At 74.5% G+C, this 22,524-nt stretch carries 20 protein-coding genes and 1 pseudogene; 16 read left to right on the forward strand and 5 right to left on the reverse strand.

The annotated features are described in order from the left end of the window. The first annotated feature begins 175 nt into the window (after positions 1 to 175). Entirely contained in the window at positions 176 to 868 is a 693-nt protein-coding gene (locus ACFWJB_RS17690; protein WP_385469834.1) for a GntR family transcriptional regulator, read from the forward strand. A 116-nt stretch (positions 869 to 984) separates the two neighbouring features. Here the strand turns inward: ACFWJB_RS17690 and ACFWJB_RS17695 are convergent, their stop codons facing one another. After that, positions 985 to 1,266, reverse strand: coding sequence for an HPr family phosphocarrier protein (locus ACFWJB_RS17695; protein ID WP_194039905.1), 282 nt, complete (start codon positions 1,264 to 1,266; stop codon positions 985 to 987). Between the two features lie 173 nt (positions 1,267 to 1,439). Between ACFWJB_RS17695 and ACFWJB_RS17700 the strand changes: the two genes are divergently transcribed. The 4 genes from ACFWJB_RS17700 to ACFWJB_RS17715 all read left to right on the forward strand — a co-directional run bounded on the left by ACFWJB_RS17700 (position 1,440) and on the right by ACFWJB_RS17715 (position 7,179). Then, entirely contained in the window at positions 1,440 to 4,370 is a 2,931-nt protein-coding gene (locus ACFWJB_RS17700; RefSeq protein WP_386923174.1) for a GNAT family N-acetyltransferase, read from the forward strand. Positions 4,371 to 4,691: 321 nt separating this feature from the next. After that, positions 4,692 to 5,279 carry a DUF5998 family protein gene (locus ACFWJB_RS17705; RefSeq protein WP_239763714.1) on the forward strand — a complete coding sequence of 196 codons (588 nt, stop codon included), beginning with the start codon at positions 4,692 to 4,694 and terminating at the stop codon, positions 5,277 to 5,279. Then, positions 5,279 to 6,472 (forward strand): alkaline phosphatase family protein, encoded by a 1,194-nt coding sequence (locus ACFWJB_RS17710; RefSeq protein WP_386923176.1) that lies wholly within the window; start codon positions 5,279 to 5,281, stop codon positions 6,470 to 6,472. The genes ACFWJB_RS17705 and ACFWJB_RS17710 overlap by 1 nt, the downstream gene beginning before the upstream one ends. 56 nt (positions 6,473 to 6,528) lie before the next feature. Further along, positions 6,529 to 7,179, forward strand: coding sequence for a thymidine kinase (locus ACFWJB_RS17715; protein WP_385471226.1), 651 nt, complete (start codon positions 6,529 to 6,531; stop codon positions 7,177 to 7,179). 166 nt (positions 7,180 to 7,345) lie between these two features. Here ACFWJB_RS17715 and ACFWJB_RS17720 read toward each other — a convergent pair whose 3' ends face one another. Then, the gene (locus tag ACFWJB_RS17720) at positions 7,346 to 7,855 is read right to left on the reverse strand and encodes a carboxymuconolactone decarboxylase family protein (RefSeq protein WP_385471229.1); all 510 of its coding nucleotides are present in this window, start codon (positions 7,853 to 7,855) and stop codon (positions 7,346 to 7,348) included. Between the two features lie 47 nt (positions 7,856 to 7,902). On the opposite strand from ACFWJB_RS17720, the gene ACFWJB_RS17725 reads away from it, so the two are divergent. The 7 genes and pseudogenes from ACFWJB_RS17725 (at position 7,903) to ACFWJB_RS17755 (ending at position 15,921) form a co-directional block, all read left to right on the forward strand. Then, complete coding sequence (locus ACFWJB_RS17725; protein WP_385471231.1) at positions 7,903 to 9,345, forward strand: PLP-dependent aminotransferase family protein; 1,443 nt, start codon at positions 7,903 to 7,905, stop codon at positions 9,343 to 9,345. Positions 9,346 to 9,430: 85 nt separating this feature from the next. Beyond that, the gene (locus tag ACFWJB_RS17730; RefSeq protein ID WP_386923179.1) at positions 9,431 to 10,339 is read left to right on the forward strand and encodes an endonuclease/exonuclease/phosphatase family protein; all 909 of its coding nucleotides are present in this window, start codon (positions 9,431 to 9,433) and stop codon (positions 10,337 to 10,339) included. Positions 10,340 to 10,441: 102 nt separating this feature from the next. Beyond that, positions 10,442 to 10,517: pseudogene (locus tag ACFWJB_RS17735) on the forward strand. Between the two features lie 106 nt (positions 10,518 to 10,623). After that, positions 10,624 to 11,757, forward strand: coding sequence for a gala protein (locus tag ACFWJB_RS17740; RefSeq protein WP_386923181.1), 1,134 nt, complete (start codon positions 10,624 to 10,626; stop codon positions 11,755 to 11,757). Further along, positions 11,754 to 13,529 carry an ankyrin repeat domain-containing protein gene (locus ACFWJB_RS17745; RefSeq protein ID WP_386923183.1) on the forward strand — a complete coding sequence of 592 codons (1,776 nt, stop codon included), beginning with the start codon at positions 11,754 to 11,756 and terminating at the stop codon, positions 13,527 to 13,529. Before ACFWJB_RS17740 ends, ACFWJB_RS17745 begins: the two co-directional genes overlap by 4 nt. After that, positions 13,526 to 14,725 (forward strand): AAA family ATPase, encoded by a 1,200-nt coding sequence (locus tag ACFWJB_RS17750; RefSeq protein WP_385471242.1) that lies wholly within the window; start codon positions 13,526 to 13,528, stop codon positions 14,723 to 14,725. Before ACFWJB_RS17745 ends, ACFWJB_RS17750 begins: the two co-directional genes overlap by 4 nt. Positions 14,726 to 14,736: 11 nt before the next feature. Further along, complete coding sequence (locus ACFWJB_RS17755) at positions 14,737 to 15,921, forward strand: VWA-like domain-containing protein (protein ID WP_386923185.1); 1,185 nt, start codon at positions 14,737 to 14,739, stop codon at positions 15,919 to 15,921. A 164-nt stretch (positions 15,922 to 16,085) separates the two neighbouring features. On the opposite strand, the gene ACFWJB_RS17760 is transcribed toward ACFWJB_RS17755, so the two are convergent. Next, positions 16,086 to 16,754 (reverse strand): TetR/AcrR family transcriptional regulator, encoded by a 669-nt coding sequence (locus ACFWJB_RS17760; protein ID WP_386923187.1) that lies wholly within the window; start codon positions 16,752 to 16,754, stop codon positions 16,086 to 16,088. A gap of 58 nt (positions 16,755 to 16,812) precedes the next feature. Between ACFWJB_RS17760 and ACFWJB_RS17765 the strand changes: the two genes are divergently transcribed. Together ACFWJB_RS17765 and ACFWJB_RS17770 are read left to right on the forward strand one after the other, a co-directional pair. Further along, complete coding sequence (locus ACFWJB_RS17765) at positions 16,813 to 18,261, forward strand: MFS transporter (RefSeq protein WP_386923189.1); 1,449 nt, start codon at positions 16,813 to 16,815, stop codon at positions 18,259 to 18,261. Continuing rightward, on the forward strand, positions 18,258 to 18,653 hold the full coding sequence (locus ACFWJB_RS17770; RefSeq protein ID WP_386923191.1) for a cupin: 396 nt from the start codon (positions 18,258 to 18,260) through the stop codon (positions 18,651 to 18,653). The genes ACFWJB_RS17765 and ACFWJB_RS17770 overlap by 4 nt, the downstream gene beginning before the upstream one ends. Before the next feature lie 407 nt (positions 18,654 to 19,060). Here the strand turns inward: ACFWJB_RS17770 and ACFWJB_RS17775 are convergent, their stop codons facing one another. Continuing rightward, the gene (locus ACFWJB_RS17775; protein WP_386923193.1) at positions 19,061 to 19,264 is read right to left on the reverse strand and encodes a hypothetical protein; all 204 of its coding nucleotides are present in this window, start codon (positions 19,262 to 19,264) and stop codon (positions 19,061 to 19,063) included. Here ACFWJB_RS17775 and ACFWJB_RS17780 point away from each other — a divergent pair. Further along, positions 19,254 to 20,492 (forward strand): hypothetical protein, encoded by a 1,239-nt coding sequence (locus tag ACFWJB_RS17780; RefSeq protein ID WP_386923195.1) that lies wholly within the window; start codon positions 19,254 to 19,256, stop codon positions 20,490 to 20,492. The two genes, ACFWJB_RS17775 and ACFWJB_RS17780, sit on opposite strands and share 11 nt — an antisense overlap. A gap of 95 nt (positions 20,493 to 20,587) precedes the next feature. Here ACFWJB_RS17780 and ACFWJB_RS17785 read toward each other — a convergent pair whose 3' ends face one another. Beyond that, positions 20,588 to 21,388: a VOC family protein gene (locus ACFWJB_RS17785; RefSeq protein ID WP_386923197.1), complete on the reverse strand. Its 801-nt coding sequence runs from the start codon at positions 21,386 to 21,388 to the stop codon at positions 20,588 to 20,590. A gap of 240 nt (positions 21,389 to 21,628) precedes the next feature. Here ACFWJB_RS17785 and ACFWJB_RS17790 point away from each other — a divergent pair, with 240 nt between their 5' ends. After that, positions 21,629 to 22,480: a sulfurtransferase gene (locus tag ACFWJB_RS17790; protein WP_386923199.1), complete on the forward strand. Its 852-nt coding sequence runs from the start codon at positions 21,629 to 21,631 to the stop codon at positions 22,478 to 22,480. The last annotated feature ends 44 nt before the right edge of the window (positions 22,481 to 22,524 follow it).

The raw sequence follows: 22,524 nt of genomic DNA on the forward strand, positions 1-22,524 counted from the left end.
TGCCGTATTTCCGTGCGGGCCCGCACCACCCTGCCGGATTCGTTTCCCGTCCGGGGAAGTCCAAAAAATATCCCTGAATTCCGGCGGCCCCTCCGAAATTGCGGTTCATTGGCCTAGAGTCACGGAACACGCGTCCGTTGTCGACGTTTCACGGGGATCAGGGCGGAGGTCGGACATGCGTATTCCGGCGCACTCGGTGTGCACGGCGATTCGGGACGACATCGTCGCCGGCGTCCACGGGCGCGGCAGCCGGCTCACCGAGGAACTGCTCGCGCGCCGCTACGGCGTCTCCCGCGTCCCGGTCCGCGAGGCGCTGCGCACCCTGGAGGCCGAGGGCTTCGTGGTGACCCGGCGGCACGCGGGCGCGTGCGTCGCCGAACCCACCGAACAGGAGGCCGCCGACCTGCTCGAGACCCGCACGCTCCTGGAGCCGCTCGGTGCCTCCCGCGCGGCCCGGCGCCGCACCGAGGCCCATCTCAAGGTGCTGCGCGGCCTGGTCAGGCTGGGGCAGGAACGCTCAAGGCAGGGCCACGGCGAGGACCTGCGCGCGCTGGGCGGCTGGTTCCACGAGACCCTCGCACAGGCCGCCGGCAGTCCTTCCCTCACGGCGATGCTGATCCAGCTGCGCCGCAAGATCGACTGGATGTACCTCGTGGACACGGTGCCCGGCGCGGCGGAGCAGTGGGCGGAGCGCGGCGCGGTCGTCGACGCGGTGGCACGGGGCGACGGCGACCGGGCGCGGGCGCTCATGGCGCTGCACGCCGAGCGGTCGGCGGCGGCGCACCGGTTGCGCTTCACGTCCGGCGACCGCCCCGACGGCGTGAGGAATGCGCAACGTCCCGTAAACACGCCGGTGCTCCGGCATTAACACGGGTGCCGTATACGAAAGAGGGATAATTCACGGGGCCTATTCGTGCTGCCCGGAATCAGGGGCGACAAAAGGCCCGCCCGGTGGTCCGGGCGGGCCTTTCGTGTGCCGTCACATCAGACGGTCTCGGGAAGCTCCTCGAGCCCCTCGGAGACCAGCTTCGCCAGCCGGTCCAGGGCGACGTCCGCGCCCTCGGCGTCCGAAGCGAGGACGATCTCCTCGCCGCCCTGGGCGCCCAGGCCCAGGACGGCCAGCATGGAGGCCGCGTTGACGGGGTTGCCGTCGGCCTTGGCGATCGTCACCGGGACGCCTGTGGCCGTGGCGGCCCGGACGAAGATGGAGGCGGGGCGGGCGTGGAGGCCCTCGGCCCAGCCGACGTTGACGCGGCGCTCAGCCATGTGTTGCTGCCCTTCAGGTGTTCAGGTTGTCTAGACCAGTTTCCCACATCGTGAAGCATGGCCGGACGGCCGTGCGCCGCCCCGGGTGGCCGTCGGGCCGCGGCCTCGGCCCGGGCTCCCGTTCCACAGACTGCCCCGCGCCGTTGTCGTACGCGAGCCGTACTCTGGGGCCCATGCAGACCTCGTCGGACCGGCACGAGTACCCCGCCCACTGGGAGGCCGACGTGGTGCTGCGCGACGGCGGCACCGCGCGCGTCCGCCCCATCACCGTTGATGACGCCGAGCGCCTGGTCAGCTTCTACGAGCAGGTCTCCGACGAGTCGAAGTACTACCGCTTCTTCGCGCCGTACCCTCGCCTGTCCGCCAAGGACGTCCACCGCTTCACGCACCACGACTTTGTGGACCGGGTGGGACTCGCGGCCACCATCGGCGGCGAGTTCATCGCCACCGTACGCTACGACCGGATCGGCGCCGGCGGTGCGCCCGCGTCGTCCCCCGCCGACGAGGCCGAGGTCGCCTTCCTCGTCCAGGACGCCCACCAGGGCCGGGGCGTCGCCTCCGCGCTCCTCGAGCACATCGCCGCCGTCGCCCGGGAGCGCGGCATCCGCCGCTTCGCCGCCGAGGTGCTGCCCGCGAACACCAAGATGATCAAGGTGTTCATGGACGCCGGGTACACCCAGAAGCGGAGCTTCGAGGACGGTGTGGTCCGCCTCGAGTTCGGCCTCGAGCCCACCGACCGCTCCCTGGCCGTGCAGTACGCGCGCGAACACCGCGCGGAGGCCCGGTCGGTGCAGCGCCTGCTCCAGCCCGGCTCCGTAGCCGTCATCGGAGCCGGCCGCACCCCCGGCGGCGTCGGCCGCAGCATCCTCGGCAACATCCGGGACGCGGGCTACACCGGCAGGCTGCACGCGGTGAACGCGGCCCTCCCCGAAGAGGTGAAGGAGCTCGACGGGGTGCCCGCCCGGCGCTCGGTGCGCGACATCGACGGGCCCGTCGACCTCGCCGTCGTCGCCGTGCCCGCCGAGCGCGTCCCCGAGGTGGTCACCGAGTGCGGCGAACACGGTGTGCAGGGCCTCGTCGTGATCTCCGCCGGGTACGCCGACAGCGGCCCCGAGGGGCGCGAACGCCAGCGCGCCCTCGTGCGCCAGGCGCGCTCGTACGGCATGCGGATCATCGGACCCAACGCCTTCGGCGTCATCAACACCGCTCCCGGGGTGCGGCTCAACGCCTCCCTCGCCCCGGAGATGCCGCGCCCCGGCCGGATCGGCCTGTTCGCCCAGTCCGGCGCCATCGGCATCGCCCTGCTCTCCCGGCTGCACCGGCGCGGCGGCGGGGTGACCGGCGTCACCGGCGTGTCCAGCTTCATCTCCTCCGGCAACCGGGCCGACGTGTCCGGCAACGACGTCCTCCAGTACTGGTACGACGACCCGGAGACCGACGTCGCGCTGATGTACCTGGAGTCCATCGGCAACCCCCGCAAGTTCACCCGCCTGGCCCGGCGCACGGCGGCGGCCAAGCCGCTGGTCGTGGTGCAGGGCGCCCGGCACGGCGGCGTCGCGCCGCAGGGCCACGCCGTACGGGCGACGCGGCTGCCGCACGCGACGGTCTCCGCGCTGCTGCGCCAGGCCGGGGTGATCCGCGTCGACACGATCACCGACCTGGTCGACGCGGGCCTGCTGCTCGCCCGCCAGCCGCTGCCCGCCGGACCACGGGTGGCGATCCTCGGGAACTCCGAGTCACTGGGGCTGCTCACCTACGACGCGTGCCTGTCGGAGAGCCTGCGGCCGCAGCCTCCGCTGGACCTGACCACGGCGGCCTCCCCGCAGGACTTCCACGCGGCCCTGTCCCGGGCGCTGGCCGACGACACCTGCGACGCGGTGGTGGTGACCGCCATCCCGACGGTGGGGGAGGGGGCGGCCGGGGACGCGGCGCTGGCCGAGGCGCTGCGCTCGGCGGCGGCCGCGGTGCCCGACAAGCCCGTCCTCGTGGTCCACGTGGAGCTGGGCGGTCTCGCCCAGGCCCTGTCCGCCGCGGCGAGCACCGCACCGCAGGCAGCCCCGGGCACCTCGGCAGCAGTAGCCGCCCCGGAGGTACCAGGCACCCCGGGCGCCCCCGAAGCACCGGAAGCACCGGAAGCCCCGGAAACCCCGAACGCATCGAAAGCACCGACCGCCTCGCGCACCCCGGGCGGCACCCCCGCGCCGGAGCCGTCCGCCGGCGCCCCGGCGGCCCCCGAGGGAGCCCGCCTCATCCCCGCCTACCCGGCCGCCGAGCGCGCCGTCCGCGCCCTCGCCCAGGCCGTGGCCTACGCGCAGTGGCGCCGCGACGCCGCCGAGCCCGGCAGGGTCCCGGAGTACGACGACATCGACGAGAAGGGCGCCGCCGGGCTGATCGGCGGACACCTCGCGCGCGGACAGGGACTCACCCTCGGCGCCGAGGAGACCTGCGAGCTGCTCGGCCGGTACGGCATCCACGTGCACCGCGCCCTGCCCGCTCCCACCCCCGACGACGCCGCCGCCGCCGCCGGCACCCTCGGCTACCCCGTCGCCCTCAAGGCCACCGCCCCGCACCTGCGCCACCGTGCCGACCTGGGCGGCGTACGCCTCGACCTCGCGGACGAGGAGCAACTGCGCCGGGCGTACGCCGAGTTGACCGAGCTCTTCGGCAAGCCCGAGGAACTGCGGCCGGTGGTGCAGGGCATGGCGCCGCGCGGCGTCGACACGGTCGTGCGGGCGGTCATCGACCCGGCCGCCGGAGCGGTGCTCTCCTTCGGCCTGGCGGGGGCGGCCACCCAGCTCCTCGGCGACATGGCGCACCGGCTGATCCCGGTGACGGACCGGGAGGCCGCCTCCCTGATCCGCTCGGTCCGTACCGCGCCCCTCCTCTTCGGCTGGCGCGGCTCGGCCCCGGTCGACGCCTCCGCCCTGGAGGAGCTGCTGCTGCGGGTCTCCCGGCTGGTCCACGACCACCCGGAGGTCGTCGCGGTCACACTCGAACCGGTCGTCGTCGCCCCGGACGGACTGAGCGTCCTCGGCGCCTCCGTCCGCCTCGCGCCCCCGCCCGCCCGGGACGACCTCGGTCCGCGGACGCTGCCCACGTACTGACCGTGCGCGGCCCCGCCCGGGGCTAGGGCCTGTCGTTTGGATCATGCCGGTGTCGCGGGGTGTGGCACGCACATCTGCCGCGTTGTCGTCGGTTGCCAGGGCTCCGCCCTGGCGCCCTCCTCCACCTTGCAGCTGCACGCACCACACCCCGCTCGGGCCGGCCGGGACGCGCCGTCCGTCACAGCCGGCCTGATCCAAACGACAGACCCTAGGTCCTGGCGTCTCCAGGCAGACGGGAGTTCGACGACAGGGCCTAGGTGGACCCGGTGGCCGTCGCACGGGCGTCCCGCGCAGTCAGTGGGCCCCCGTAGGATGGACGGCATGGCCAAGACCAGTACGACGACCCAGGGGCTGCGAGCGGCGATCGAACGCAGCGGCTACTACCCGGCCCTCGTGGCCGAGGCGGTGGAGGCCGCCGTGGGCGGCGAGCCCATCCGGTCGTACCTGGTCCACCAGGAGACCACGTTCGACCAGAACGAGGTGCGCCGGCACGTGACCGTGCTGGTGCTCACGGGCAACCGCTTCATCGTCAGCCACACCGACGAGCAGGCCGCCGACGACACCTCCCCGACGCCCTACGCCACGACGTCCACGGAGTCGGTCAAGCTCGGCCGGATCTCGTCCATCGTCGTCAGCCGCGTGGTCGCCAACCCCGAGAAGTACAAGCCGGGCACCCTGCCCCGCGAGATCGTGCTGACCATCGGCTGGGGCGCCGTCTCCCGGCTCGACCTGGAGCCGGCCGCCTGCGGCGACCCGAACTGCGAGGCCGACCACGGCTACACCGGCAGCTCGACGGCCGACGACCTGAGCCTGCGCGTCAGCGAGGCCGGGGACGGCCCGGAGACGGTGCGCCAGGCGCTCGCCTTCGCCCAGGCCCTCTCCGAGGCGACCGCGGACTCCCCCCGCTGATGGCGCAGCACGCCACCTGGGACACCCACCCGGAACCGCTGCCCCTCGACTCCGCCCCCGTGCCCGAGTACGGGAGCGGTTCCCTCGCCGACCTGCTGCCCACGCTGGCCGCCGGCCTCGGCGTCCCCGGCATGACCGCGGGGATCACGGAACTGACCCCCGCCGACCGGAACTGTGTCTTCCTGATCGACGGCCTCGGCTGGGAGCAGCTGCGTGCCCACCCGGACGAGGCCCCCTTCCTGAGCTCCCTGCTCGGCAGCTCGCGCGGTGGCACCGGCCGCCCGATCACCGCCGGCTACCCGGCGACCACCGCCACCTCCCTCGCCTCCGTCGGCACCGGCCTGCCGCCGGGCGCCCACGGCCTGCCCGGATACACCGTGCGCAATCCGGACACCGGCGCGCTGATGAACCAGCTGCGCTGGCAGCCCTGGACCCCGCCGGCCGCCTGGCAGCCGTACCCGACCGTCTTCGGCCTCGCCCAGCAGGCGGGCGTGCACGCCGCCCAGGTCTCCTCCCCGACCTTCGCCAACACCCCGCTGACCAAGATCGCCCTCAGCGGCGGCGCCTTCCACGGCCGGCTCTCCGGCGAGGACCGCATGGACCTCGCGGCCGAGCAGCTGGCCGGGGCCGACCGCGCCCTCGTCTACACCTACTACGCCGAGGTCGACGGCGCCGGCCACCGCTACGGCGTGGACTCCGACACCTGGCGCGGCCAGCTGATGCACGTGGACCGGCTGGCCCAGCGCCTGGCCGAGCAGCTGCCGCCGCGCAGCGCCCTCTACGTCACCGCCGACCACGGCATGATCGACGTCCCCTTCGACGAGGACCACCGCATCGACTTCGACGAGGACTGGGAGCTGAAGGCGGGCGTCGCCCTCCTCGGCGGCGAGGGCCGCGCCCGGCACGTGTACGCCGTCCCCGGCGCCCACAACGACGTGCTGACCTGCTGGCGCGAGGTGCTCGGGGAGCAGTTCTGGGTGGCCTCGCGCGACGAGGCCGTCGAGGCCGGCTGGTTCGGTCCGCGCGTCGACGACCGGGTGTACGGCCGCATCGGCGACGTGGTGGCCGCCGCGCGCGACGACGTCCTGCTCATCGCCTCCGAGCGGGAGCCCAGGGAGTCGGCGATAGTCGGCAACCACGGCTCGATGACTCCCGCCGAGCAGCTCGTCCCCCTGCTCGAAGTACGCTCCTGACTCCCCGCCCGCACGTCCGGACCCCTCCCCCCTCGCCGAAAGGTGCTCGACCTCCCATGCCCGAGCTGGTGTTCTTCTCCGGAACGATGGACTGCGGGAAGTCCACCCTGGCACTCCAAATCGCGCACAATCGTTCCGCCCGGGGGCTGGAAGGGCTGATCTTCACCCGTGACGACCGGGCCGGTGAGGGCAAGCTGTCGTCGCGCCTGGGGCTGGTGACCGACGCGGTGGAGGCGGGTCCCGGGTTCGACCTGTACGGACATGTGGTGGACCGGCTCCAGCGGGGCGGCCGGATCGACTACGTCATCGCGGACGAGGCACAGTTCCTGGCTCCCGAGCAGGCCGACCAGCTGGCCCGCGTCGTGGACGACCTGGAGATGGACGTCTACGCCTTCGGCATCACCACCGACTTCCGCACCCGGCTCTTCCCCGGCTCGCAGCGGCTGATCGAACTCGCCGACCGGGTCGAGACGTTGCAGGTCGAGGCGCTGTGCTGGTGCGGCGCCCGGGCCACGCACAACGCGCGCACGGTGGGCGGCGTGATGGTGGTCGAGGGCGAGCAGGTCATGGTGGGCGATGTCGCCCACCAGCCCGACGAGATCGGCTACGAGGTGCTGTGCCGGCGCCACCACCGCAGGCGGATGACCAGCGCGACGGCCCGGGCAGGGGCGCTGTCGCCGGACGTGCTGCCGGTGGGCTCCGCCTGAACGGCCCCGGCGGGTCGGCGGGCGGGCCCGCGGGGGAGGTGGGGAGCCACCGACGCCGTCGGGACGACGCCCGCCGTGGGGGCGCCGGACTTCAGGATGAGGGTCGCAGTGCCCGCCCCCGCGCCTCGCTCGCGGGTCCCGGCGGCCGCCGTCTCCGGCGTGGCCATCAGCGGGCCGCCCGCTCGTCCTCGCCCGCGACCTTGCCGGTGCTCAGGGCGATGCGGTTCCAGGTGTTGATGGTGAAGATCAGGGCGAGGACGCGGGCCAGTTCCGTCTCGTCGAAGTGACGGGTGGCCCGCGCGTACACGTCGTCGGGGACGCCCCCCTGGGAGACGAGCGTGACGGCCTCGGTCAGGGCGAGGGCGGCCTGCTCCTTCTCCGTGAAGAAGTTCCGGGCCTCGCGCCACACGCCGATCATGTGCAGCCGGGCCTCGTCCTCGCCGGCCTTGCGGGCGTCGGAGGTGTGCATGTGGAGGCAGTAGGCACAGCCGTTGAGGAGCGAGGCACGGATCTGGATCAGCTCGACCAGGGCCGGGTCGATGCCCTCCCGGGCGGCGGCGTCGAAGCCGATGAGGGCCTTGAACGCCCGGGGGGCGGCCTCGGCGAAGTCGAGGCGCGGGACGGGGCCCCGAGTGGTCGTGGGGGCGGCGGCCCGGAGGTGCGTGCTGTTCGTCATGACCACGAACCTACGGTCGGGAAAGACCTCGATTAAGGTGCATTCCCATGGCGGAATCATGGGTCAATTCGGCGGAGCGCATCGGCAGCGACCTGCACCTGGACCTGTCCGGACCGGGTGGTCGCCGTGCCGTGCTCATCCGCGCCCTGCGGGACGCGGTGCGTGAGGGCCGGCTGGCGCCGGGCACCCTGCTGCCGCCCTACCGCTCGCTCGCCGCGGACCTGGGCCTGGCCCGCAACACCGTCGCCGACGCCTACGCCGAACTGGTCGCCGAGGGCTGGCTGACCGCACGGCAGGGCTCCGGGACCCGGGTGGCGGAACGCGCCGCGCCGCCCGCGCGCCCCCGGACACCGAAGCCCGCCCCCGGACGGCCCGCCGCCCCCGCCCACGACCTGCGCCAGGGCACCCCGGAGGCCGCCTCCTTCCCCCGTACGGCCTGGCTCGCCGCTGCCCGGCGGGCGCTGGGCGCCGCACCCGACGAGGTCTTCGGGCCCGGCGACCCGCGAGGCCGCGTCGAGCTGCGCCGCGCGCTCGCCGGTTATCTGGCGCGGGCCCGAGGGGTGCGCGCCGACCCGGAGCGGATCGTGGTGTGCTCCGGCTTCGCCCACGCGCTGCGGCTGCTGTTCGCGGGCTCGCGCGGCGCGGGCGGCGGGGTGCTGCGGGGTCCCTTCGCCGTGGAGTCGTACGGGCTCGGCTTCCACCGCGAGATCCTGGAGGGCTCGGGCGTGCGCACGGTGCCGCTGGCCCTGGACGCCGGAGGGGCACGGGTCGGCGAACTGGCCACGCAGCCACGGCTGCGCGGCGTGCTGCTCACCCCCGCGCACCAGTTCCCGACGGGCGGCCCGCTGCACCCGGCCCGGCGTGCGGCGGTCGTCGACTGGGCCCGCACCAGCGGCGGCCTGGTCCTCGAGGACGACTACGACGGGGAGTTCCGCTACGACCGCGAGCCCGTCGGCGCCCTGCAGGGCCTGGATCCCGAACGGGTCGTCCACCTCGGCTCGGTCAGCAAGAGTCTGTCCCCGGCCGTGCGGATCGGCTGGATGGTCCTGCCCGAGCACCTCGTCGACGGCGTGCTCGCGGCCAAGGGCGAGCGGGAGGCATGGGCGAGCGTCCTCGACCAGCTGACGCTCGCCGACCTCATCGACTCCGGACAGTACGACCGTCACATCCGCCGCATGCGGCAGCGTTACCGGCGTCGCCGCGACCTGCTCGTCACCGCCCTCGCCGAACGGACCCCGCACATCACGGTCACCGGCATCGCGGCGGGCCTGCACGCGGTGCTCCGGCTGCCGCCCGGCACCGAGGCGTCCGCGGTCAAGGCCGCCTCCTGGCAGGGGGTCGCGCTGGACGGCCTCGCCGGGTTCCGCCATCCGCGGGCCGCCGTGCCGGCCGGCGACGGTCTGGTCGTCGGCTACGCCACGCCGGCGGAACACGCCTACCGGGCGGCGCTCGAAGCGCTGCTCCGGGCCCTGCCGCCGCCCGACGCCTGAGCCGCCCGACGCCGGGTGGGGTTGACGTGCCGTCAGGCGGTGGGCGTCACTGTTTCCGTCCCGCTTCCACGTGATCGGAGAAGGCATGAAGTCCCGCTTCCGACGTCCCGTCCGCGCCCTCCGCGGCGTCCGCGCCCTCCGCGCCCACCGGGTCCGCGCCGCCGTCCTCGCCACCGCCCTGCTGGCCGTGGCGGCACCGGCGTCCGCCCTGGACGGGGGCACCCCCGGGTCCCGGGCCCCGGCGGTGCCGTTGCGGGTGGCCACCTACAACATCCACGCCGGAGCGGGCACCGACCAGGTCTTCGACCTGGACCGCACCGCCGAGGCCGTACGCGCGCTGCGGGCCGACGTGATCGGCCTCCAGGAGGTCGACGTGCACTGGGGAGCGCGCAGCGACTTCGTCGACGAGGCCCGCGCGCTGGCCGGGAAACTGGGCATGCGGGCGTACTTCGCGCCGATCTACGACCTGGACCCGGTTGGCCCGGAAGACGAACGCCGGCAGTACGGCGTCGCCGTCCTGAGCCGCCATCCGATCCTCGCGGCGGAGAACCACGAGATCACCCGGCTCTCCACCCAGACCTCCGAACCGGTGCCGGCCCCGGGGCCCGGCTTCGCCGAGGTGACGGTCGACGTGAAGGGCTCGCACGCGCACGTCTACGTCACGCACCTCGACTACCGGGCCGACCCCACGGTCCGGGCGGCCCAGGTGTCGGACATGCTGAAGGTGCTGTCGGCCGACCGCGGACCGAAGATCCTCGTCGGCGACTTCAACGCCGAGCCCACGGCCCCGGAACTGGCCCCGCTGTGGCAGAAGTTGCGGGACGCGGCCCCCGGCGGCGGGGCGACCTACCCGGCCGTCGACCCGGTCAAGCGCATCGACCTGGTCACCGTCTCGCCCGACGTCACCGTGGTGGGCGCCCGGGAGGTGGCCACCGACGCCTCGGACCACCGTCCTGTGGTCACCGACCTGAGGCTGCACCGGCGCGGCCGCTGAACCACGCGCCGGACACGCCGACTTGGTGAGGAGCCACGACACGGTCGCCCTACCGAACGAACGATCACCGTACGAGCGAACGAGGATATGATCTCCGGCGGCAAGGCCGTAGCGCAGAGGTCGTCGCGCCCACGCATCAAGCTGGAGGACGTCGGTTCGAATCCGACCGGCCTTGCCACCCTTGTCGTGGAGGAATGTCGATTGGCGTCGGTCCGTCCCGGGCGGGCGGAGGGCGGTGCCGCCCTCGGCGCACCGGGCACCGGCGACGGACCGGTGGAGTGGTGATGACGCAGCCGACACCCATGCGCTGCCCGGCGATCGAGCACCCGGACATCCCGAGCGCCGACCCCGCCGGCCTGGACCCGCTCCTGGCCCGGCTGAGGTCGGCGCGAGCGGTGGAGGGCGACGAGACCTTCCCGCTCGGCACCCTGCGCGCCGACGGCCGAGTCGACCTGTGCAAGCAGGGACTCGGAGCGGCCGGCGCCGCCCGCCTGATGCCCGTCGCCGCCGGCTCGCCGCACGCCCGGCACATCCTGCTCGGCACCGACTCCATCGGCGACGAGGGGGCGTCGACGGTCGCCCGCGCGCTCGCCGGCGGCCACGGCCTGCACACGCTCTACCTCGGCTGCAACCGCATCGGCCCGGACGGCGTCGGCGCGCTCGCCGACGCGCTGTCGGCGGACGCGACCGTGCGCGCCCTGTGGCTGAAGCGCAATCCGGTGGGCGACGACGGTGCCCTCGCCCTCGCCGCGATGCTCCGCCGCAACACCACGCTGCGCACCCTCGACCTGGTCAACAGCGGCCTCACCACCACCGGCCTGCGCGCGCTGCTCGACGCCCTCGCCGGCCGCCCGAACCCGGTGGAACGCCTCTTCCTCGGCGGGAACGGCCTGACCGCCGACGCCGCCGGACTGCTGGCGGCGCTGATCCGCGACGCGGGCGTGCGCGAGCTGTACCTGCCCGCCAACCACCTCGGCGACGAGGGGGCCGCCGTCCTCGCGGCCGCGGCCGACCCCGGACGGCCGGTGCGGCTCGGTCTGGGCGGCAACGGCATCGGCCCCGCCGGGGCGCGCGCCCTCGCCGGCGCCCTGGACGGCATCGAGGCGCTCGACCTCGGCCGGCCGCCGTCGGAGCGGAGCCTCGGCGCCCCCGCCAACGCCACCGGCGACGAAGGCGCCCGCGCCCTGGCCGCCGCCCTCGGTGGCAGCCCGCTGCGCCGTCTGGAGCTGCGCCACACCGGACTCACCGGGCGCGGCGCGAAGTCCCTGCTGGCGGCCGTGCCGGACGGCTCACCGCTGGAGTACGTCGGTCTGGGCCCCGGACTGCCCCGCAGGGTGAAGCGGTCCCTGACCCGGCGTCTGCGGCCCGCCGGAGGGGCCCACCCCGACCTGAGCGCGATAGGAAGTGTCTACCGTTGAGCGCACGCCCCGGACTCCCGTGGTTCCCGCCGGAGGAAGCGGCGAGCTGGCGGCGGATCCGCCGCTACGCGGTGCCCCGGACGATGATCGAGCGCGCGACCGAGCGCCGCTCGGCCGGCGACTGGCGGGGGGCCTGCGCGGCGGCCGGTGCGGACGTCGACATCGACCTGGCGGAGGTCGTCGAGCACTGCGGCCACGAGGTGGCCGAGGCCCTGGCGGACGACCTGCGCCACCTGGCCCCCGACCTGCTGCGCTGGCACCTGCCGCGCGTCCGGGGCGGCTGGACCACGCTCGACACCGACCGGACCGTGGTCCTCGCCCGTTACCGACCGGTGGCACCGGCCGAACGACGCCTGGCCACCCCCTACCTCCACGTCACCACGCCCCCGATGCTGCAGGGCCCGCAGCGCGTCACCCTGCGTTTCGGGACGGTCGAGGACGAGAAGGCCGCCGGCGTCTTCGGCCGGAGGACCGAGGACTGGCGTCACGCCCGGCACCTCTGGGACGCGCGCCGCGCCGGGGAACTGCGCGAGCGGTGCGGCGGCAGCGACCGGCCGCCGTTCCTCCACCCGGACGGCAGGCCCCGCACGGCGGAGGAGCTGCCCACGGCGGACCCCGGCCCCGCCGACGCGGCGGCGCGCGCCGAATGGACCACCCTGCTGCACCAGCGGGGCGCGCTCCTCGACGCCTTCGCCGCGGCCGGCGTCGAGGCAGACCTGTCCCCGCCGCCCGCGCTCGCACGGTACCGGTCCGACCTGGGACCCGCCCTCGGCTGGCTCGCACTCGCGCACACCCGACTGGTACCCGAGGTACGCCGCCTGGCGGACGAGGGTGTGGGGGACCGCTTCCTCGTCGCCGTCGGCTGGAGGACGCACCTCCTGCTGCAACCGGCCGCCCAGGGCTCCGGGCTGCTGCTGCGCGTCGTCGACCGGAAGGACGCCGAGGGCATGCCCTTCCTGCCCGAGGCGCTGTGGCGCAGGCTCCCCGACCTCGACCTGCTGCGCGTCGGCGGAGTCGAGCCGGAACACCTGCATCCGCTGGTCCGCGAGGCGCTGTTCCCCGCCCTCCGGGTTCCCGAGGGGATCGCCGGCCCGCCCGGTCCCGACGCCCCCGCACCTGTCCGGGTCCGCTGCCGCGGCGAGTGGCACGAGGTCGGCTTCCGCGCGGGCGGGCTGCTCCGCATGCCGCACAGCGACGAGGAGCAGCAGCGCGAGCGGGCCCTGCGCGCGTTCGGCGGGGCCGTCGCCGGGTGTTTCGCCGTGCAGCAGACCTGGGCGTCGGGCAGCGGCCGCCTGCCGAGGGCCCTGCGCGCGCAGATGCGGGACCTGTTCCTGCGCGCCCAGCACGGCGACACCCACGGCGTGCTCGCACTCCTGGACGCGGGCGTGGACCCACGGGTGCGCGACGCCTCCCGGCGCAGCCTGCTGCACGTACTGCACCTGGTCGACCACGAGATGCTCCTGCCGCGGCTGCTCGAGGAGGGACTCGACCTCGAGGCCCGGGACAACCGGGACCGCACACCGCTGTTCACGGCGGTCAACGACGGGGGTTCCCGCGCCCTGGTCGAGGCGCTCCTCGCGGCCGGTGCGCGCATCGACGTGGTCGACGACGCGGAGTACTCGCTGGCCCAGGTCGTCCGCCGGTACAAGCGTTCCGACCTGGCCTTCTTGGCGGAACGGGTGCGGGAGGAGCATCCGGGCACCGGCGCCGGGATGTGGGACAGGATGATGGACCGGAAGGACGAGTACGACAACGAGGGCGAGGACCGTTGAGCACCGCACCCGGCACTGGGCCGGCCCCACTGGCCGCCGCCGACGACCTCGTCGCCCGGCTGCGCACCCGGCGCACCGAGCCCGCCTCCAACCCTCAGCTGGAGGCGCTGTCCCTGGCCGTGACGGCGAATCAGCCCGTGCTGCTGTGGGGCGAACCGGGCATCGGCAAGTCGGCCGCTCTGGAGCAGCTCGCGGCCGGGCTGGGCCTGCCCCTGGAGACGGTCATCGCCAGCGTGCACGAGCCGTCGGACTTCGCCGGACTGCCGGTCGTCGGTGAGGACCCGGCCGCGACCGGTGTGCCGATGGCGCCGCCCGACTGGGCGGTGCGGCTCAAGCGCGCCGGCCAGGGCCTGCTCTTCTTCGACGAACTGTCCTCCGCGCCGCCGGCCGTGCAGGCGGCGCTGCTGCGGGTCGTCCTCGAACGCCGGGTCGGCAGCCTCGTCCTGCCCGACGCGGTACGCATCGTCGCCGCCGCCAACCCGCCGTCCAGCGCGGCCGACGGCTGGCACCTCAGCCCGCCCCTCGCCAACCGCTTCGTCCACCTCCACTGGACCCACGACCCCGCCACGGTCGCCCGCGGCATGGCCGGCACCTGGCCCGAGGCGGCCGTACCCCTGGTCGATCCGGCCAGGGTGCCCGGTGCCGTCGCACGGGCTCGCGGCGCCGTCTCCGGGTTCCTCACCGCCCGCCCGGGCCTGGTCCACCACATTCCCGCCGACGCCGAGAGCCGGGGCCGGTCGTGGCCGTCCCCGCGGACCTGGGAGATGGCGCTGCGCCTGCTGGCGACGGGCTACGCGACCGGCGCCGGGCGCGAGGCGACGGCCGCCGCGCTCACCGGTGCGGTCGGGGACGGTGCGGGCATCGAACTGCTGTCGTACCTGGAGCACCTCGACCTGCCGGATCCCGAGCGGGTCCTCGCCGACCCCGACGCCTTCGCCCTGCCCGACCGCGGCGACCGGCAACTGGCCTTCCTCATCGCGGTGGTCGCCGCCATCCAGAGCGAACTCACCCGGCCCCGCTGGGAGGCCGGCTGGACGGTTCTGGCCAAGGCCGTGGACGCGGGCGTTCCGGACGTGGCCGCCCGGGCCGCCACCGACCTGGCGGCGATGCGGCACCTGGACTGGCCGGTGCCTCCCGGCATCGACGGGTTCCTGGACCTGCTGCGGATGTCCGGGGCCCTGCCCGGCAGCCGGTGAGGTCCACGGGCATGAGGCCGTCCCGCGAGGGCCTGGACACGACCAAACTGCTCGCCGCCCGCTACCGGGCGGCCCGCGACCGGCCCTACCTGGCGTCGGCCCTGTACGCCCTGACCGTCGTGCCCTGCGCCGACGTGGGGACGATGGGAGTGGACCGGCACTGGCGCTGCTACGTGTCACCCGCCTTCGTCGACGCCACGCCCGTGGAGGAACTCGCGGGCGTCTGGGTGCACGAGGCCGCGCATCTGCTGCGCGACCACCACGGCCGCGCCGGCCGGCTCCCCGCCGCCGGCCGGCGCGACCGGTACCGCGTCAACGTCGCCCAGGACTGCGAGATCAACGACGACCTCCTCGCCGACGGGCTGCGCCTGCCCGCGGGGCGCGTCGAACCCCGTCTCTTCGGCCTGCCCGACGGGCAACTGTTCGAGGTGTACCTGGAAGGACTGCCCCCGCACGTCCAGGAGCGGGACTGCGGCTCCGGCGCCCACGGCCACCCGGCCCCCTGGGAACTGCCGGCGTCCGACGGCCCGGCCCCGCTCGGCGAGGCCGAGGCCCGGGCACTGCGCCGGCACACCGCCGAGGCGATGCGCGCGCACCAGCGTGGCCGCGGCACCCTGCCCGCGGGCTGGCAGCGCTGGGCCGAGGAGGTCCTGGAACCCACGGTGGACTGGCGGCAGGCGCTGTCCGGCGCGGTCCGGGAGGCCGCCGCGTGGGCCGGCGGGGCCGTCGACTACACCTACCGCCGCCCGTCGCGCCGCACCCCGGCGCTGCGCGGTGTCGTCCTGCCGAGCCTGCGCCGTCCGCTGCCCCGGGTGGCCGTCGTCGTCGACACCTCGGGCTCGATGGGCGACGCGGAACTCGCGGCCGCCCTGGGCGAGGTGACGGGCGTCCTGCGCGAGGTCGGCGTACGCGGCAACCGCGTCACCGTCCTTGCCTGCGACGCCGACGTGCACGCCGTCTCCCGCGTGACGTCCACCGAGCAGATCACCCTCGGCGGCGGAGGCGGCACCGACCTGCGCGTCGGCATCGAGGCCGCGCTCGCGGCACGGGAGCGCCCGTCCATCGTCGTCGTCCTCACCGACGGCTTCACACCCTGGCCCGCCGAGATCCCGTCCTGCCGCCTCGTCGCGGCCCTGATCGGCGACGGCGCGCCGCGGCCCCCTGACTGGGTGGAGACGGTACGGGTCACCGTCTGACGGCGTGGCCGGTCGAGGGCCGGCCGGTGCGGGGAACGCCGGACTCCTCGATCAGCACGGGACACGCCCGCAAAAATGAGAGGCTCCGCAGAGGCCGCGTCACAGGGCCGTCGGCCCCCACTCACGTGGCGTCGACGGCCGGGCACACCGTCGGTGGCGCGTCGTCAGCGGCTGAGGAGGAGGCCGTCCACCAGGGCCCGGAGCCCGTCCTGGTAGGTGTCCTCGGCGGTCAGCGGCGCCCAGCGGTCCGCGGCCTGCGCCAGTCGGGGCAGCTCGCCCGGGTCGAGACCGGCGAAGACCTGCTCCCGGTAGGTCACACGGTCGGCATCCGCGCGCCGTCGGGCCGATGTCGTCCTGACCACGATCTCTCCGGCGGTGTAGTACCAGATCGCACGGTAGCCGTGCACGGCCCGGTCGAGGGAGAGGCCGCACTCGCCCAGGCCGTCGACGATCTGCTCGACGAACCACAGCGCGCTCGTGGACAGCAGGTCGTCGGCGGTCAGCACCTCCACGATCCAGGAGCAGGCGGCGAGCGCCTCGTGGATCGCGGTGGCGGCCACGACGACCCGTTCGCGGGGGTCGGCGGGCAGTTCCGGCCGGCGCAGGGTCCGGGCGGCGTAGTCGTCCAACAGGAGGACGAGCAGTTCCTCCTTGTCACGGACGTGGTGGTAGAGCGCCATCGGCGTGCTGCCGACCTCCATGGCCAGCCGCCGCATGGTCAGCCTGTCCACACCTCCCTCCTCCACGATCCGGCGGGCCGTACCGATGATCTCCTCGCGGGAGATGCGGGGAGGTCGGCCCGGGGTTCTGCGCGGTGCGGACGGTTGCGGCATGCCCTCCATCATTCCCCAGGTGTCGACAACGGCGAACCCCGGCGTTAAGTTTTCTTACATGTATAAAAACTCTCGGGGCAGGCCTGAAGTGGTGCTCGCGACGGCAGCCGTCGCCCAGTTCGCCGTCGCCCTGGACATGTCCGTGGTCAACGTCGCGTTACCCGCGATCCGCACGGCGCTGGGATTCGCGCCGCTGGACCTGTCGTGGGTCGTGCACGTGTACGCGCTCACGTTCGGCGGGTTCCTGCTGCTGGGTGGCCGCGCCTGCGACCTGTACGGTCGGCGCCGGATGTTCGTGCTGGGGCTGGCGGTCTTCGGGCTGTGCTCGCTGGTGGGCGGGCTGGCGCAGGACCCCTGGCACCTGGTCGCCGCCCGCGCCGGGCAGGGCCTGGGCGCCGCCGCAGCCGCGCCGGCCGCGCTGGCGATGCTCACCACCACCTTCGCCGAAGGCCCCTCACGCGTCCGCGCGCTGGGCGTGTGGAGCGCGGTGAACGCCGCGGGCGGCGCGCTGGGCGTACTGGCGGGTGGACTGCTGACCGAGTACGCGGGCTGGCGCTGGGTCATGCTGATCAACCTGCCCATCGTCGCGGTGGCTTTCGCGCTGGTCCTCACGGGGGTGCCCGCGGAGGCATCGCCCGCCCGGCGCGAGAGGCTGGACGCGCCGGGCGCCATCCTGGCGACAGGGGGAGTGGGGCTGCTGGTGCTCGGTGTCGTCCGCACCGACACCCTGGGCTGGAACTCCTCGGTCACCTGGGCGACCCTCGCTGCGGCGGCCGTGCTGCTCGCCGCCTTCGTCCTCGCCGAGGCGAGGGCCGCCGCGCCCCTGCTGCGCCTCGGCCTGCTGCGCAGCCGCTGGGTCGCCGGCGCGAACGTGCTGGTGTTCCTGGCCGCGGCCGGGCAGTTCACGGCGTTCTACTTCGTGTCCCTGTACATGCAGCAGGTCCTGGGCATGGGGGCCGCGGCGACCGGCACCGCGTTCCTGCCCTTCTCCGTCGGCCTGGTCGCGGGAACCGTCGTCGCGACCCGCGTCACCGCGTCCCGCACCCCCCGCGTGTCCCTGGTGTCCGGCGCCCTGCTGGCCGCCGCGGGCCTGGCCTGGTTCGCCCTCATCAGCCCCGACGGCAGCTTCCTCGCCGACGTGCTCGGCCCGTCCCTCGTCACCAGTGTCGGCGCCGGGCTGGTCCTGGCCCCGGTCGCCGCCGCCGCGACCACCGGCGTCGCCCCGCGTGAGGCCGGCATGGCGTCCGGCCTGATGAACAGCTCCCGCCAGCTCGGCGGTTCCCTCGGCCTGGCCGCCCTGGCCACCGTCGCAGCGCACCGCACCGGCACGGCCGCCGACCCCGCCTCGCTCAACGACGGCTACGCCCTGGGCCTGGCCGTCGCCGCGGCCGTCTTCGTGCTCGCGGCAGTCGTGGCGATCGGCGTACTGCCGCGCCGCCGAACCGGCACTCCCGCCCCGCGGTCCATCGCCCCCGCACAGAACCGGCTGGAAGGAACTCCGTCATGACGACCACCACCGTCGACCTGTTCGCCTCGGCGCTGCACTTCCACCCCGACGGCGACGTCCGGGCCGCCGAGCGGCGGATGACGAGCAGCGGCTCCGGTGCCTGGCAGATCGCCACGTTTCACGTGGAGACCGACGCCGACGTGCACGCCGACCACTGGGAGATGCACTCGGAGGCCGAGGAGGCGGTGTGCTGCCTGACCGGCGGTGTCCGCCTCTACTTCCGTCCCGACACACCCGGCGGGGTTGAGGACATGGTGCGGTTGCGGGCGGGCACCGCCGCGATCGTCCCCCGCGGTCGCTGGCACCGCCTGGAACTGGACGCCCCCAGTGACCTGATGTCGATCACTCTTCGTGACGGTACCCGCCTCGAGAAGCGCACCGACACCCACTGACGGGCAGGCGGCCCGGCAAAAGGGCCGCCGGGGCCGCGCGTTCCGGTCAGGAAGCCCTGACCGGCTCCAGGATCGTGTCGTCTCTCCCGCGACCAGGGGGCGCGGTCCTCGGAGGCGACGAGTTCGGAGACGGTCGCCTTCGTCGTCCCCCGCGACGAAGACGTCCAGCGGCCGTCCCCGTCACCGGTGGCCGGCGGTCCGGCGAGGGTGGTGTTGAACGCCTTGACCACCCGGGCGTCCGGCGTGGTGGTGGCGATCTCCTCGGCGGCCGAGGTGCCGCCGGGCCGGCCCGGGCGAACCGCTCGGCGCCTGAAGCCGTACTCGCTTCGCCCAACCGCTGCCGTTCGACGGCGAGTCCGCCACCCCATGGATACCGCACGCCCCGGCGATACCGTAGCGACCATCACTTACGTGGCATCGGTCTGTGGAGTGCCGTCCTGATCGGTCACCAGCGCGGCCGGCAGCGGCAGTCCGTACTTGTCGCACAGGAACCGGGTCTGGCAGTACCGCTGGGCCTCGGTGGCCACCCTGCTGAGGACCGCGGAGTTCATGCCGGCGCCGATGAGGACACCCACCACCGGTACGACCTTGGCGACGTTCTTGACGGGCACCCTGGAGCCGGCCGGGCCCAGCTGCTTCCCCGCGCTGACGGGCGCCGACGACCACCGGCCGACCGAGACCGGCCCCCGCCCCGGCACCGAGACGGCAGGGGAGGGCGTCCCGCAGGTCGGGACCGACCTGCGGGTACGGGTGGTCTCTCTCAACCGCGGCATGTACCGGGTCGAACCCGTCGACGTCACCATGGACCGCCCGCTCTTCCTGGCGGTGCGGGACGGTGCCGCGCCGCCTGCCGTCGGAACGGAGTTGGACACGTGGGTCCTGCGCCACTCCGCGAACATCACGTTCGTCACGGCGGACGACTCCGGCCGTCTGCCCATCTCGCCCACCATGCTGGAGCGCTACCTCCACGCGGTGGCAGTCGTCGACGAACTGACGTCGGGTGAGATCCCGGACGACGTCCGGTCCCGCCTCTCGGAGCTCAAGGGAATGGCCAACCGCTGCATCAAACTCAACCAGCGTGACTGGGTGGACGTGTGGCGTGTCCTCGGGCGTCCCGACAAGCCGGCGCTGAACCGGTTGCTGCACCTCTGCGTGAGTACCAACCACGCGCTGAAGTCGGGCACCTTCACACCCGAGGCGTTCCGTTCGGAGCTGGCGGGGAGCGGCTGGCCAAAGGCTCTGGCCGCAGCGCGGGAGACCCTGCGGCAGCGGCTCTCCGCAGAGGAAGCGGGTCCCCCGCCCCAGTCCGAGCCGCAGAGCCCCACCGACACCCCCGAACCGTCCCGACCGCACGAGCAGCCCCGGCAGAACGCGCCGAAGGAGCCCGACACCATGACCCCCACCACCTCGCAGACAGCCGATCCGGCCACGGCCCTGCTACGGCACCTGGAAGCGACTGTCGCCGCCGACCGCACCTGCAAGACGCACGAAGCCGTGCGGTTCGAACTGATGGCGGCGCTCCTGCGCGCGGACCGGCAGCCCGAGAACTCCGCGATCGTCGACGTCAGCTGTGTCACCGACACGGGCCTGCACCTCTACGAGGTCCTCGGCGCCGGCCGGACGTCCCACTCCGACCTCCGTGCGGGTGCGGCCCGGCTCCTGGAGATCGACCACGCCCTGCCGAGCAAGGCCGACCGTCTGTACCTCGTCCTCTGCGAACCGCCCGCCGAGCCATGGTCCGTCGGCTCCATTCGTGACGTCTTCACAGTCGAAGTCATCTGGCGCACCCGCGACGGCTGGGAGGGAGGTGACGGCCGGACGGTCCTGGCGACGGGCTGAGGGACCCTCTCCCGGCCGGACGGCACGGGGGCGGAGAGACGGCACGTCTCACCCTCGCCGAACGCGCCGCCCCGCCCGACGGCCCCGGCCCGTCGTCACGGGCTCCGCACCAGCGAGAACCGCGCCCCCTCCGGATCCGCCACCCGCGCCACGCGGCCGTGGGGCGTGTCCCGGGCCGGCTCGAGGACGTGCCCACCCAGGCCGGTCAGCCGTTCCAGGGACCGTTCGACGTCGGCCACCTCGAAGTACGTCGTCCAGTGCGGTCCGCGCTCGCGGGCCAGGGCGTCGCCGGTGCCGTGGATGCCGGCGACCGGGCGGCCGTCGAGGCGGAGGGTCACGTGGTCGAGGCCGGCGGTGGCCGACGGCTCCAGCTCGAAGCCGAACACCGTCTGGTAGAACTTGGCGACGCTCGCCGTCTCGAAGGTCGTGAGCTCGTTCCACGCGGGCGTGCCCGGCTCGCCGGTGACCGCCGTGCCGAGGTGCGCCGCGGCCTGCCAGACGCCGAAGACGGCGCCCGACGGGTCGGAGCAGATGGCCATGCGCCCGGCCTCGGCCGCGTCGAGCGGGCCCACGCCGACCGTGCCGCCGCACAGCCGTACCGTTTCGGCCGTCCGGTTCACGTCGTCGGACGCGAGGTACGGGGTCCAGGCGATGGGCAGTTGCCGGTCCGCGGGGAGCCGGCCGATGCCCGCCACCTCACGGCCGTCGAGCAGGGCCCGCGCGTACGGGCCCAGTTGCTGCGGTCCGGGCCGGAACTCCCAGCCGAACAGCGCTCCGTAGAACTCCTGGGTCGCGGCCGGCCCGTGCACCATCAGGCTCACCCAGCAGGGCGTGCCGGGTGCGCGCCGGCCGTGCGTCTCGCCGCCGCGGCCGGCCGGGCCCCGTGCCTCGGTCATCGTCACTCTCTTCTCGGCCCTCCGCGGGCCGTGCGTCCGCTTGCGCTCCGTCGGCCCCTCGTGCGGCCCCTCGTGCCGATGCCGCCCCGGACCCGGTGTCCCGTCTGCCCCGGGATGCGCCCCGGCGGCCCGGGCAGTACAGCATGTGCCCGAATCCGTACGCCTCGTGATCGGTACTGTCCGGCGGGCAGAGTAGCGGGACATCGACCCGTCGGCCACTCGGTACGCCAGGATGGGGCCATGAACGCCATCATCTCCGCATCCGACCTCACGAACGAGCTCGCGGGCGCGAACCCGCCCGTCCTGCTCGACGTCCGCTGGCAGTTGAGCACGGCGAAGGCGGCCGGGGCGCCGCCCTTCGACGGCCGGGCCGAGCACGCGGCGGGGCACATCCCCGGTGCCGTCTTCGTCGACCTCGACCGGGAACTCGCCTCCGCGCCCGGTGCGCACGGCCGGCATCCCCTGCCGGACGTGGCGGAGTTCGGTGCCGCGATGCGCCGGGCGGGCGTGTCGTCGGGCCGGCCGGTCGTCGTGTACGACGGCGGGCAGGGGTGGGCCGCCGCCCGCGCCTGGTGGCTGCTGCGGTGGACGGGTCACCCGGACGTGCGGGTCCTCGACGGGGGGCTGGGCGCCTGGCAGGGGCCGCTGTCCGCGGACGTCCCGGTGCCCGAGGAGGGCGACTTCACGCCGGCGCCGGGCGCGGTGGGGCTGCTGGACGCGGACGGGGCCGCCGCACTGGCCCGGTCCGGGGTGCTGTTCGACGCCCGGGCGGGGGAGCGGTACCGGGGCGAGGTCGAGCCGATCGACCCGGTCGGCGGCCACATCCCGGGCGCGGTGTCGGCGCCGACGGCGGACAACGTGCTGGCGGACGGCAGGTTCCGGCCGGCCGAGGAACTCCGTTCCCGTTTCAAGGACTTGGGGGTGGCCGACGGCGGCGAGGTCGGCGTGTACTGCGGCTCGGGCGTCTCCGCCGCCCACGAGGTGCTGGCGCTGGCGGTGGCCGGCATCCCGGCGGCGCTGTACGTGGGGTCGTGGTCGGAGTGGTCGTCGGACCCGGAGCGGCCCGTGGCCGTGGGGCCGGACCCCCAGTAGGACACACGGACGAGGTCCGGGTCGCACCCGCGGGGTGCGACCCC

The sequence above is a fragment of the Streptomyces sp. NPDC127100 genome (assembly GCF_042724095.1).
Taxonomy (GTDB): domain Bacteria; phylum Actinomycetota; class Actinomycetes; order Streptomycetales; family Streptomycetaceae; genus Streptomyces.